Annotated in this window: 9 protein-coding genes; 1 reads left to right on the forward strand and 8 read right to left on the reverse strand. The window is 59.1% G+C overall.

Annotated elements, in window-relative coordinates; translation table 11 throughout:
* Nucleotides 1-66: 66 nt before the first annotated feature.
* Entirely contained in the window at nt 67-1,869 is a 1,803-nt protein-coding gene (gene msbA / locus ACZ9BB_RS21550) for a lipid A export permease/ATP-binding protein MsbA (protein WP_476216044.1), read from the reverse strand.
* A 156-nt stretch (nt 1,870-2,025) separates the two neighbouring features.
* On the opposite strand from msbA, the gene ACZ9BB_RS21555 reads away from it, so the two are divergent.
* Entirely contained in the window at nt 2,026-3,891 is a 1,866-nt protein-coding gene (locus tag ACZ9BB_RS21555) for an O-antigen ligase family protein (protein WP_476216046.1), read from the forward strand.
* Between the two features lie 117 nt (nt 3,892-4,008).
* Here the strand turns inward: ACZ9BB_RS21555 and ACZ9BB_RS21560 are convergent, their stop codons facing one another.
* From ACZ9BB_RS21560 to ACZ9BB_RS21590, 7 genes are read right to left on the reverse strand one after another with little or no spacing between them, the layout of a single operon-like run.
* A complete protein-coding gene (locus ACZ9BB_RS21560; protein WP_476216047.1) occupies nt 4,009-4,893 on the reverse strand; it encodes a glycosyltransferase in 885 nt (294 codons plus the stop codon).
* The gene (locus ACZ9BB_RS21565; RefSeq protein ID WP_476216049.1) at nt 4,890-6,044 is read right to left on the reverse strand and encodes a glycosyltransferase family 4 protein; all 1,155 of its coding nucleotides are present in this window, start codon (nt 6,042-6,044) and stop codon (nt 4,890-4,892) included. The genes ACZ9BB_RS21560 and ACZ9BB_RS21565 overlap by 4 nt, the downstream gene beginning before the upstream one ends.
* A complete protein-coding gene (locus ACZ9BB_RS21570; protein ID WP_476216050.1) occupies nt 6,041-6,925 on the reverse strand; it encodes a DUF6625 family protein in 885 nt (294 codons plus the stop codon). The genes ACZ9BB_RS21565 and ACZ9BB_RS21570 overlap by 4 nt, the downstream gene beginning before the upstream one ends.
* Before the next feature lie 52 nt (nt 6,926-6,977).
* Nucleotides 6,978-8,411: a PIG-L deacetylase family protein gene (locus tag ACZ9BB_RS21575; RefSeq protein ID WP_476218374.1), complete on the reverse strand. Its 1,434-nt coding sequence runs from the start codon at nt 8,409-8,411 to the stop codon at nt 6,978-6,980.
* Nucleotides 8,412-8,419: 8 nt separating this feature from the next.
* On the reverse strand, nt 8,420-9,316 hold the full coding sequence (locus ACZ9BB_RS21580) for an antimicrobial resistance protein Mig-14 (RefSeq protein WP_476216052.1): 897 nt from the start codon (nt 9,314-9,316) through the stop codon (nt 8,420-8,422).
* Nucleotides 9,316-10,446 carry a glycosyltransferase gene (locus tag ACZ9BB_RS21585; RefSeq protein WP_476216054.1) on the reverse strand — a complete coding sequence of 377 codons (1,131 nt, stop codon included), beginning with the start codon at nt 10,444-10,446 and terminating at the stop codon, nt 9,316-9,318. Before ACZ9BB_RS21585 ends, ACZ9BB_RS21580 begins: the two co-directional genes overlap by 1 nt.
* Nucleotides 10,430-12,187: a carbamoyltransferase family protein gene (locus tag ACZ9BB_RS21590; protein WP_476216056.1), complete on the reverse strand. Its 1,758-nt coding sequence runs from the start codon at nt 12,185-12,187 to the stop codon at nt 10,430-10,432. The genes ACZ9BB_RS21585 and ACZ9BB_RS21590 overlap by 17 nt, the downstream gene beginning before the upstream one ends.
* Nucleotides 12,188-12,729: the final 542 nt, after the last annotated feature.

Below are 12,729 nucleotides of genomic sequence, written 5' to 3' on the forward strand. Positions count from 1 at the left end.
AAAGCCACCGGACGCGTTGCACGCCGGGGGAGTGCGAGGGTGGCTGGGCCCACCCTCGCGGCGCGGTCAGGCAATATCTTCAGCCGGGGCGTCGAGGCCCATGGCATTCAGGCGAGCGTAGTAGCCATTTTTCGCAAGAAGCTCGGCATGGGTGCCACGCTCGACGATCCGGCCCTGATCCATGACCAGAATCAGGTCAGCCTTCTCGATCGTCGACAACCTGTGAGCAATCACCAGGGTAGTCCGGCCTTTCATGACCTGATCCAGAGCGGCCTGAATATGCCGCTCGGACTCGGTATCGAGGGCTGAAGTAGCTTCGTCGAGGATCAATAACGGCGCGTTCTTCAACAAGGCCCGGGCAATTGCCAGACGCTGACGCTGACCGCCGGACAGCAGTACGCCGTTCTCGCCGACCTGGGTGTCCAGGCCTTCGGGCAATTGCGCGATGAAGTCCATCGCGTAAGCGTCGCTTGCGGCTTTCTCGATGTCTTCGCGGGGTGCACCCGCCAGATCGCCATAAGCAATGTTGTTGGCCACTGTGTCGCTGAACAGTGTCACATGCTGCGTTACCTGGGCGATGTGTCTGCGCAGGTTCAGCAGTTTGTACTGCTCCACTTCAACGCCATCGATAAGAATCTCGCCCTTGTCATGGTGATAGAAGCGCGGAATCAGGTTGGCCAGGGTCGACTTGCCACTGCCCGAACGCCCCACCAACGCCACCATTTGCCCCGGTTCGACCGAGAAACTGATGTCATCGAGTACCTGGCGATCGGTACCCGGATAAGTGAAGCTCAAGTGACGCACATCCAGCCGACCGCTGACAGCATCGCGTTCGATGGTACCGGTATCGACTTCGGGCTCGACGTCCAGTTGCTCGAAGATGCTCTCGGCGCCGGCCACACCTTTCTGGATGGTCGAACTGACTTCCGACAATTGACGGATCGGCTTGGGCAGCAAGCCCGCCAGGGTGATGTAGGCCACCATATCACCGGCGGATGCATCACCGCGCAGGAACAGCACCAGGAACATCAGCACCGCCATGGCGCTGTAGATCACCAGTTGCAACAATGGCGTATAGATGGCGCCGGTACGGGTCATGCGCAGTTGCTTGTCGGTATTGCCCTGGCTGGCATTAAAGAAGCGTTTCTCTTCGTAGACCTCGCCGCCGAAGCTGCGCACCACGCGATAGCCCTGGATGGTTTCCGAAGCCACATGGGTCACGTCACCCATGGCGGCCTGGATCTTCTTGCTCTGTTTGCGGAATTTTTTGCTGGCGGTACGCACCATCAAGGCGATCAACGGCAGAATCGCAACCATGACCAGCGTCAGGCGCCAGTTCATGTACAGCAGCGAGGCAAACAGGAAGATCACCGTCATGCCTTCTCGGATTACGACCTTGATCGCATCTGTAGCCGCCCCCGTGACCATGGTCACGTTGAAGGTGATGCGCGAAATCAGATGACCCGAGTTATGCTTGTCGAAGTAGCGGTTGGGCAAGACAAGCAGGTTGTTGAACAACTGCACACGCAAGTCGTGAACCAGCCCGAGGGAAACCTTGGCCAGGAAGTAGTTGCCCAGATAAGATCCCAACCCCTGCCACGCGGCAATCAGGATGATCAGCAAGGGTACCGCCTGCAGCAGTTGCAGGTCCCGCAGGAACGGTACGCCTGGAAACAGCACGGCTTCGGGGTTGGACAGGCCGTCGACGAAGTACTTGAGGACGTAGCCGAGCATTGGCTGAGTCGAAGCGAAAATCAGGAAACCGACAATGCTGATCAGGAACAGACTGATGTACGGCCGGACATAGCCGAGCAGGCGGAAGTAGATTTTCAAGCTCGATGGGCTTGCAGCGAGACTGGAGTCGGTCATATCACGCGAATGTCGATAAAAAGGACGCTGACTTTAGCACAGCTTCTGCGGGGTTCTGGCAATCGCATAAAGGCTGTTATTGTTAGGCGTCATATTCAGCGCCAAATAGCCATCATCCCGAAATGGCCGATCAACTTCAGGATTGAATCTCTCAGCATGCAACTCAGTGGTTTCAACAGCACGTCCAATCGAGTCTTCGATTTCATTTGCCTCTGGATTCTTCCACTCGGCTATTTTCTGCTCCTGTGTGCGCTGTTCTTTCTGCCGGGCCGCAGTCTGTATCACAAACTTTTTTATGGCCTGTTCAGCATTCCATCGCTGATCGCCCTGTGCCTGCGCCCCCGTGAATTCAAGGAACTGCTGCGCGAACCGATCTTCGTCGCGATGCTGCTGTTCGCCGCCTGGGCATTGCTCAGCCTGAGCTGGGGGCCGCCGATGGAGGTGAGCGTCCTGGGTCAGTCCAAGCCCGCCTTGCATACCCTGATGCTGGTCACCGGCTGCTACCTGCTGGTGCGCTACCGCAGCGAGATCGTCCAGCCGCTTCTATTCAGTGCCGCAATGGTCGGGCTGATCGCTTCGGTCTACAACTTGTTCATGTTTGCCCGCATCTATGAGCCGGGCATGCGCCTGATCGGGGGCGGCGCATTCGACAATCCGCTGCTCAGTTCCCATGTATTCGGTTTCTTTTGTACCTACTGGCTGAGCCTGAGCATGACCTGCAAGCGTCGCCAGATGCTCTGGCTGAGCATTCCGGCGATGCTAATCATGTTCGCCGCAGTGATCGCTACCGGGTCCAGAACGCCATTGGTTGCGTTGACACTGGCCGCCCTTTGGCTGAGCTTCATTTGCTGGAACCGCCGTTCTTTCGTATTGATAGGGGCCTTGCTTATCAGCAGCGCGGCGATTGCCATACTGTTTTCAAAGATGGTCATCGAACGCGGCGACTCTTATCGCTTCGAAATCTGGCAGTTGGCCCTGCAAAAAATTGCCGAGCACCCGTGGATAGGTCATGGCTACAACGCCAGCCTGACCCTCGACCCGGGTATTGGTTACACCTTGCAGGAGCCTCATAGCTTCGCCTTGGGCGTGCTTTACTACGTCGGCATCTTCGGCCTGCTGCCATGGTTGTTTTTCCAGATCTGGGGTTTGCTGAGCAGCTGGCGGAACCGCCTGCAACCGCTGTTCATCATCGCCTCGACCTGGCTGGTATTCGGCATCGGGGCAGGCCTGACCGAAGGCGGCGGGATCATCTCTCGGCCCAAGGAACACTGGTTACTGCTGTGGATTCCACTGGCACTGATCGCCGCGCTGAGCATCAACCGGCGAGCCAGGCGCCTGTTGGCGATGCCAGTCAAGACGTTGACGCCGACGGCCTTACAACAGCTGACCGCCAATGCCCAGGTGATCGAAGAAGACGGGCTTGGCCCCAAAGTCCTGCGCCTGGTCGATAGCAGCTTCCTCAAGCTGTTCCGCCGCCGCCGCTGGTACACCTCGGGCAGCTTCAACCCCTACTCCGAACGTTTTGCCGTCAACAGCGAGCAATTGCGCAACAAGGGAATCCCGACTCCACCAATTCTGGATCTGTACCGACTCAATGACGGCAGCAGTGCCGTGCACTATTCGCCACTGCCGGGCAGCACCTTGCGCCAGGTGCTTCAAGGCATCACCGCCCCCGCTGTGCGTCAGGCGCTGGTAGAGCGTTTTGGCAAGTTCATGGCGCAGTTGCATGAGCAAGGCGTCTATTTCCGCTCCCTGCATCTGGGCAACGTATTAGTACTGAACGACGGTGAGTTTGGCCTGATCGACCTGGCGGACATGCGCATCTATCCTTCGTCGCTGAGCCTGTCCCTGCGACAGCGCAATCTGCGTCATATGCAGCGTTATAACGAGGACCGACGCTGGTTGTTCGAAGACCACTTTGACGCGCTACTCCAGGGATACGCCGCAGCAGCGTCGAAATCCGCGGTCGATAGTCTGCACAGGCAAGTGCTGGCCGGAGGACACCCGGCACGGGTTCATTGATCAGCCAAACCATCCACCAACCTTCCACCGAGAAGATCACTCGCTGAGGCTTGATAAGGCTATGTAGCAGCTGGCGCAGGCTTCGCCAGTTGCTACGAAGTACGCCTCAAGACTGAATCAGTCTTTTTCCAGCGGCGAGAAATATAGCCGGCCCAGACCGCGCCAGGTCTTCTTGTTCCAGGCCTTGAACGGTATTTGCGCCAGCAGCTCCCGCGCCAGTTTGTGATCACGATTGGAGGCTTTCAGGAACATCGAGCTGAGGAACTTGTAACGTACCTCGTCATACAGCGGATGATCACTGAACAGCGCGTAGGAGCGCAGGATGTTGTCAATCATGAAGCGATGATTCTTGTAAGAGTTGGTGGCGTGCTTGCGATAGCGCGCCATCAGCACATTCAGGCCATCGATGTAGTAACCGGCGCGGGTCACCTTCAACTCGATCAACAAGTCCTCCAGCCGAATGTTCGGATCGAAGCCACCCACCTTGTCCAGCGCTTCGCGGCGGATCATCAGGGTCGGTGCCGGCGGGTAGGGTTTGCGCTCCAGGAACATGTCATCGAAATCCAGACGACGGAACGGTACATCACGACGCTGACGTTTCTCCGGATAGAGATTGCCGTCGGCGTCGATCAGTTCGATGTTGCCCGCACAGATCCCGACCTCGGGCTTGCCATCCATATATGCCACCTGAGTGGCGATGCGCTCCGGCAGCATGATGTCATCGGACCCGAACGGCACGATCAAACTGCCCTTTGAGCGCGCAATGGCGCCGTTGAGGGTGTTGGTCAGCCCCTGGTTCTGCTGGACCCGGAAATCGAAACCGTGCTGCGCCTGCAAGGCATTGATCCGCTCGACACTGTCATCGCTGGAGCCGTCATCGATGACCAGCAACTCGATATTTTTGTAGGTCTGGTTGAGGACGCTGAGAATGCTTTCCTCGATATAGCGACCGTGGTTGTACGACGCGATGATGACCGTGACGAGGGGTTGCGCGTCGCTCATGGTTGTTCCTTGCGGGCTTGACTCAAGCCGGAGTCGATCAGGTTCAGGTACTCCTGGCGGAACACCTCGATGTCATGTTGCTCCTGAAGATAACGGTAGGCCTGTTCGCCCTTGGCCTTGAGCTCGTCGTCCGACAGCCCCAGGTAGTTATCCAGCGCCGCGACCAGCGTCGGCACGTCCGCCGGGGTGATCGCCAGACCGCCCGCGCCCTGAATCAGCGGCAACATGGCCGGTACGTTCGAGGCGATTACCGGCAGGTGCCCGCTCATGCCCTCGAGCAATGCCAGCCCCAGGCCTTCAGCCAGCGATGGCATGGTCCAGATGTCGAACGCCCGAACATACTGCAAGGCGTTTTCCTTGAAACCCAGCAAATGCGCGCGGCCGGTCAACCCCAGGCGCTCGATCTCGGCGGCCAGGCGCGACTCTTCCCGCCCCGCCCCGATGATTGCCAGTTGGGTGTCAGGGTATTTGTCCTTGAGCGCGGCAAAAGCCTGCAACAGATAGGTGTGGCCCTTGACCGGCACCAGCCGCCCCAATGCGCCGATCAAACGCACCGACGGGTCGATGCCCAGCAGCTCGCGAGCATGCTCTCGACTGTGCTGCAAACCTTCAGCCTGCTCGATGTCGATGGCGTTGGTGATGGCGTAGGTATTCTGGTCGGTAAAGCCGCAGTCACAATCGAGCAAGTACTGTTTGACCGCCGGCGACACACCGACGAAGCGCCAATGGCGACTGATCAGGCGCTGAGTCTGGCGGCGCCGGTAAAACCGGTCGTACTCGCCAAAACCATGGGAGATGCCGATGCACAACGGCACTTTCAACCAGCGATTGAGCGCCAGCATCATGTTCACCGGTTTGAAGCGGTTGCAAATCACCACATCGAATTTTTCTTTGCGGCAGAGTTTGTACAGCTGCCACATGGCGCGCAGGCGCATGCCCTTGAGGGACTTGTCGGAAAACTCGAAATACACCGAACGGTCAGCGCGGCTCACCGCCTCGCCTGCCCCGGGCTTGCCGCGCAGGAACGCCGCGGTCACTTCATAGCGATCGCTCGGCAAGGCCTTGACGATTTGCTCTGCGAGGTCGGCAAAATCATGGGCTTTGACGTTGTAGTCAGGCTGCAATTGCAGAACCTTTGACCGTTGACTCATAACTCTCCCCGGTGAAAACCAGTCGCATCGATGACCCAGGCCGGTTCGGCGGCGATGCGCTTGACCTCGGCCGGATCGGGTGGAGGCAACCGTGACCATTCGTTGCGTTTCCAGCAGACGAAGTGAAAGTACGGAAACCGGCGATCGCCATCGCGATCATTGCTCAAACAGCCATCGCGCCAATACCAGTGATGCGGAAAATCATCCGTGCCGTCGTGCCATTTGATGCAGCCACCCGGGGTGCTGAACGCCTCGGTGAACTCGCTGCGGCGACGCCAGGGATTGAACTTGCCCACCAGGGAGAACAACGGCTCGGGAAAATTTTTGCGCCAGAGGAAGATTCGACTGAATGCGCCCTCATCCAGCGCGTGATGCGCCTGATCGGTAAATCGCTTTTGCCAGTCCTTGATCTGCATGAACAACTCACGCTTGCGCGCAGTATTACGCATCAGGCAAAGATGCCCCGCCACTCGCCGCTCATGGGTGGAGAAAAGGTCATAACTGGCCAGCCGAGCAGAGGTGAAATAACTTCGCAGGTCACCGTACACCAGATCGATATCCCCGAACGCCCAGAAATCATAGCCTTGCAGGCGGTCGACATGGATATGTCCCAGAGCCGGCTTGATGTCGCAGAGCTTGTACGCCGCCTCAGGCGCAAAGTCGATATTCAGCCGTTGCGACACCAGCGCGCAGTACTCACTGAAGCTCATAGCCTCGACAGTTACATTGGGCGGCAGATTTTCGGGCGTACCGCAGTCACTGAACAGCAACCAGTCGATATCGGAGTTGCGTCGGCAACTCTCGAGGAAAAACGGCATCCAGAACGGCCAATGACCGAAGTACGGGATCAGGAAAAGAATACGCGGGCGTGGATTGATCACAGAAATACTCACTGCTGCTTAAATGCGCGACCATGCTAGGCCGCGTGATGCTTCATTTCTGCTTTACAGATGTTTCATCATGCTTCAGAACCCAGAACAACTCGTGACGCCTGACCGCTTTACGAAAGAAATCGTTCTCTCCATAGACGGACGGCACTCTACTGGCCAACAGCCACTGTATCAACCGTCGCAAACGGCGCTTGAACGGTATGGGCGGTTGCAGGTCGTGCATCATGCCCAACGCCATCGCTTTATCACGCTGGCACTCCAAATCAATTGACAGGCAGCAAGGCTGCATCGGCGTTGCCGAATCGAATGCCGGCGGCAGGGCGATGCCATGACTCGCATCGCCCATAGGCCAACGATCATTGTCGTGCAGATGATTGGCATAGCCAAGCACGGTGGTCGGCTGCCATTCCAGCCCCTTCAACGCTTCGAGGACCGCTTCCTGGGCACAGATGTGATCGGGGTGCGGATCGAGGGTCGGGTGCGGCAATACGATCACCTCCGGACGCGCCCGCAGCAGCAATTCACGCAGATCGGCCAGCAGATTATTCCAGCTCGGCACGCCGTCGATGTCACCCGGCAGGACAAATGGATTCAACTGACGGAACAATCGCGTGTCGCTCAAATCCGCTTCCCGCGAACCCACCGACGTGGCCGGCGCGGCCTGCATTGCTGCCAGTTGCAGACAAAAATACCCCAACTGCACGCAATGGGCCTCGGGCACCCCGGCCCAGCGCGGCACAGCGATGCTGTCCCAGGCGCGTAAACGGCCCTTGAGGCGAGCCGCCTCGACCTTGTTCAGGCCCAACTGTTGATAATGTTCAGCTTCGATCTCGCCCGCCGTCAGGGTGACGATCCAGGCTTCATCGGCTTGGCTGTACAAACCGTAAGCAGCCAATTCAGCATCGTCGGCGTGGGGCGCAATGACCATCACTCGCTGACGGCGGTAGTCCGGTTGCTCGAACGCCCAGAGTACGGGCTCACCGAGCAATCGACAGAAACGCCCGCGCAAACGTAGCTCGCCTTGCGACAGCACCTGCGCCTGACCGCTGAGATTGAGGTAACGCAGGCCATTCACACCGCGCTCGAAGGTTTGCCGATCGGAATTATCGCCCCCCGCCAACTCGACCACCGGATCGATAAAGCGCCCCAGCCAGGTGCTTTTCACCCGCAGCGCCAGCACCAAGGTAGCGTCATCGACCAGCATGACGCTCTCGTCGAGCCGCAGTCGCTCACCGTCCAGGTGAATTTTTGGCTGCGGCGTGTACGGCGGGAAGCTGTACTGATAATCGTCTTTGGGTGAATAAAACAAATGGTCGGCGAACCACGCCTCATGGGCGATCCAGCCCAGCACCGCAAGCACCAGCGGCAGCCACCAGGCCACCAGCACGCCTATGGCGACCAACAGCATCAGCGCGATCAACAGGCCAATGCGTTTGTTGCGCCGATGGCGCTTGAGCAGTTGCTGTTTACGGTTCACGGGTTGGCTCATACGGTGAAGACCGGCACAGAATTGCACCAGCGGTCTTTGTATTCGCGGTCGGTCCGACCAAAGGAAAATCGCAGGGGCTTATCCAATGCGCGGGCGTGCTCCCAGGCGCTTTGGGTGTTGAGGAAACTCAGCACGCTGCCGGGGCTGAATTCGCGGGTCTCGGGATCGACACCGCCGTTGACGTATTCGACGCTGATCCATTCCGGCGCCTCGACGCGGTACACCAGTTGAGTCGCAATCGGTGCATCGTTGAGGAAAATCACCGAGCCGATCAGCAACTCGCGCAACAACTCGATCACCTCGCCCATGCGCTCGGCACCGGTAGCCGCAAAGCCCCAGCGACGCTGGAACAGGTCGCAATAAATCGCCGCCAGTTCACTGCTGGAAAACTCGGTAACCGGTCGCACCACACCGCCCGCCTCTTCCAGCAGGCGCAACTCGCGGCGCTGGTTGTAGCGAAATTTTTTCGAGAGTTCTTCAGGCGTCCGGGCCAATGCCAGTTGTTCGGCCTGCAACTTGATGCCGGTGAAACGGCCTTCGCTCAGCGCCGACAGGTAACGCCCGCGATGACGCAGGGGGGCCTGGGCATCGGCGGCAGCCGGCAGGATCAGCTCGGCATTGCCGAGGTCGAACAGGCCTTTTTTGCCACTGCGCTTGAGCGCGACCTTGGACAGCGCCAGGTCGCGCCCCCAGGTCGGGATGGCGGCTTTCACTTCGCCGTTCTGTTCCCAGGCCAGATAGCGCACCGGGATGTCGGCCAACTGTGCCAGACGCTCGACCACCATGGGATGAGTCGCGACGCTGCCGCCAAAGCGTTGCCAGGCCTGTGCATAAGTCGAGGCGTCGACTTGCGTCCAGCCACGTTCGCGCCAGCCTTGAAATCGGTTGAGCATCAGCCCCTCGGTGCCAGTTCGGTGACGTGCGGCAAACGCCAGAAAGCGTCGCGCACCGCGCGATCGGAGAAGCGTTCACGCAAGCGGTCGAACATCAGCTCGGCGCACTGGCGGCGTTGCTGCTCATCCATCGCGGCCAGATGTTGCAGCCCTTGAGCCAGGTGTTCGGCATCGCCCAGCGGAAACAGAATGCCTACGCCTTCGACCACTTCCCTGGCCCCACCGCACGCGGTGGCGAGCAACGGCACACCGGCCGCCATGGCTTCCAGCAATACCATGCCGAACGGTTCGTGATCGGAACTCAGGGTAAACACATCGAAAGCGCGGAAGTATCGACGCGCCTCTGGCACCTGGCCGAGGAACAGCACGCGATCGCCGATACCCAGTTCGCGCGCCATCGCCTTGAGGTCCTGTTCCAGCCGACCGCTGCCAAGGATCACCAACTGACTGTTGGCCGGCAACCCCGGCAATGCCGCGGCAAAACCGTGCAGCAGCGTGGCCTGATCCTTGTCCGGATGCAGGCGCCCGACGTTGCCGACAATCCAGGCATCCATCGACAGACCCAGGGTTTCCCGTGCCTCACGGACCGACACCTGACTGGTCTGCAACGCCTGTACATCAATCCGGTTATAAAGCGTCTGAATCCGCTCGACCGGCCATTTCGGCAAGCAACGGCGCATGTCATCACGCACTGCATCGGACACACCGAGCAGACTCAGGCGCTTGCGGAAAATATGCGCGAACAGCTTGCGGGTACCGCGCTGGTAATCGCCAAACGCGTGATGCACGCCAATGACCGGCAACGAGGTGCCGAGCAAGGCGATGTAGATCGGTTTGAAACGGTGAGCAATACAGAAACTGAAATTGCGCGACGCGGCGATCTTGCGCAGATCACCGATGGCGCCCAGCTTCAGACCACGAATGGCCTTGGAGCTGTATTCCATGAACAACACTTCATCGGATGCGCAGTTCGCGGCGACTTCGGCATCCGCGGCCCCGGTCAGAAACACCGTGGTCACTCGATAACCGGTCCCCGCGAACAGGCTGGCGTACTGCCGGGCGCAGTCCAGGAACGGCCCGTCATAGCCGTGGCAGAACTGCAGCACATGGCGTTCAGCCGAGCGTGTCATAAGCGTCCGCGCCTTCTTTGACCACCAGAATGTCTTCCATGATCAAGTATTGCAGGTCGGAACCGAAGAACATGTTGAGGGCGTCGGTCGGCGAACAGATCATCGGCTCGCCACGACGGTTGAGCGAAGTGTTCAGCGACACACCGTTGCCGGTCAGCACTTCCAGCGCCTTCATCATGTCGTAGTAGCGCGGGTTGTATTCGCGCTTGAGCACCTGGGCCCGGGACGTGCCGTCTTCATGGACGACTTCCGGTACGCGGGTCTTCCACTCTTCAGCCACTTCGAAGGTGAAGGTCATGAACGGTGCCGGGTGATCGATCTTGATCATCTGTGGCGCAACGGTGTCGAGCATCGACGGGCAGAAAGGCCTCCAGCGCTCGCGGAACTTGATCTGATGGTTGATCCGGTCAGCCACGCCGGTCGCACTCGGGCAACCGATGATCGAACGACCGCCCAAGGCGCGTGGACCGAATTCCATGCGGCCCTGGAACCAGGCCACCGGATTGCCGTCGACCATGATCTTGGCGATGCTTTCAGGCATGTTCTCAAGCTTGCGCCACACAGGCTTGCTTGGGTGACGGGCACAGGCCGCGAGTACGTCTTCGTTGCTATAGGACGGGCCGAGGTAGACATGTTCCATCTTCTCGACCGGTACACCACGGGCGTGGGACACGTAAGCTGCAGCGCCGACCGCGGTACCGGCATCACCGGACGCAGGCTGAACGAACAGCTCTTTGATGTCATCGCGGGCAATGATTTTCTGATTCAGCTTGACGTTCAACGCACAGCCGCCGGCGAAGGCCAGCTTGCCGGTTTCCTTGAGTACATCGCCCAGGTAATGGTCGATCATCTGCAGCGCCAGTTTCTCGAACAGCGCTTGCATGCTTGCGGCGTAGTGAATGTAGGGCTCGTCGGCGATGTCGCCTTCGCGTTTCGGACCCAGCCACTCGATCAGCTTCGGCGAGAAGTAGAAACCCTTGCCCTTCTCTTTATAACGACGCAGGCCGATGACGTTGGCGTAGTCGGTGTTGATCACCAACTCGCCATTCTCGAACGAGGCCAGACGCGAGAAATCGTATTTGCTGGCATCGCCGTACGGCGCCATGCCCATGACCTTGAACTCACCGTCGAGCATCTCGAAACCGAGGAACTCGGTGATCGCGCCATACAGGCCGCCGAGGGAGTCCGGATCGAAGAATTCCTTGATCTTGTGGATCTTGCCATTTTCGCCATAACCGAAGAAGGTCGTTGCGTACTCACCCTTTCCGTCGATCCCCAGGATTGCGGTTTTTTCTTTGAAACCGGAGCAATGGTAGGCGCTGGAGGCGTGGGCCAGGTGGTGCTCGACCGGCTCGATCTTGATTTTCTTTGGATCGAAGCCCAGTTGCTCGAGGCACCAGACAATCTTGTTGCGATAGCGCTTGTAGCGACGGTTGCCCATCAGGATCGCGTCGAGGGCGCGGTCCGGGGCGTACCAGTAACGCTTGGCATAGTGCCAGCGAGCCTTGCCGAACAGGCTGATCGGCGCGAATGGAATCGCCACCACATCAACGTCGGACGGCTTGATGCCAGCCTGCTCGAGGCAGAACTTCGCCGATTCGTAAGGCATGCGGTTCTTTGCATGTTTATCGCGCACGAAACGCTCTTCTTCAGCCGCCGCGACCAGCTTGCCGTCGATATACAGGGCTGCGGAAGGATCATGGCTAAGGGCGCCGGACAGGCCAAGAATCGTCAATGCCACAGGGGTCTAGCCTCTTTAGTCTGCATGCAGGCGCAATGCGCCTCAAAAATTAATGTGCCCTCGCAAGGGGCGAGAGACAGCTAAAGGGCGGGATTATAGCGTAAACATGGCGGGAATGACTCAGCGCTATTTGCCGCGCCTCAATCCCCTGGATGACCGAGGTGCCAGCTTTGCGGGCAAGCCCTCCCCCACAGTGATCGCGCCGCACACAAAGCTTGTATACACCACTGAACCTGTGGGAGCGGGCTTGCCCGCGATAGGCATGGGTATCTACACATCTTCCCGATTCGGTGTACATATCCATTACTGCGGTAATGGCCACTTAGGGTTCCGCCCTTACGGCGGGTCACTTGGAAAAGCCCCAAGTAACCAAGGGCTCTTGCCCCGCCATTCGGTGCCTCGCCCAGGCTCGGCATGCCCTCGCTCCGGTCCTGCTCCGTGGGCCCGCCGCGATCGGCCATCCATGGCCGTGCGCGGCTAACCCGGCATCCATGCCGGGTTGCCCACTGCGCAGAACCTGCACTCGGCCTCTCGAGGGGGCG

The organism is Pseudomonas sp. TE3552, assembly GCF_056278945.1.

What these genes read in the sequence shown, in the direction of transcription:
- ACZ9BB_RS21580 (WP_476216052.1), bottom strand. Translation starts at nt 9,316, where the DNA reads ATGCTCAACCGATTTCAAGGCTGGCGCGAACGTGGCTGGACGCAAGTC.
- ACZ9BB_RS21555 (WP_476216046.1), top strand. Translation starts at nt 2,026, where the DNA reads ATGCAACTCAGTGGTTTCAACAGCACGTCCAATCGAGTCTTCGATTTC.
- ACZ9BB_RS21560 (WP_476216047.1), bottom strand. Translation starts at nt 4,893, where the DNA reads ATGAGCGACGCGCAACCCCTCGTCACGGTCATCATCGCGTCGTACAAC.
- ACZ9BB_RS21585 (WP_476216054.1), bottom strand. Translation starts at nt 10,446, where the DNA reads ATGACACGCTCGGCTGAACGCCATGTGCTGCAGTTCTGCCACGGCTAT.
- msbA (WP_476216044.1), bottom strand. Translation starts at nt 1,869, where the DNA reads ATGACCGACTCCAGTCTCGCTGCAAGCCCATCGAGCTTGAAAATCTAC.
- ACZ9BB_RS21565 (WP_476216049.1), bottom strand. Translation starts at nt 6,044, where the DNA reads ATGAGTCAACGGTCAAAGGTTCTGCAATTGCAGCCTGACTACAACGTC.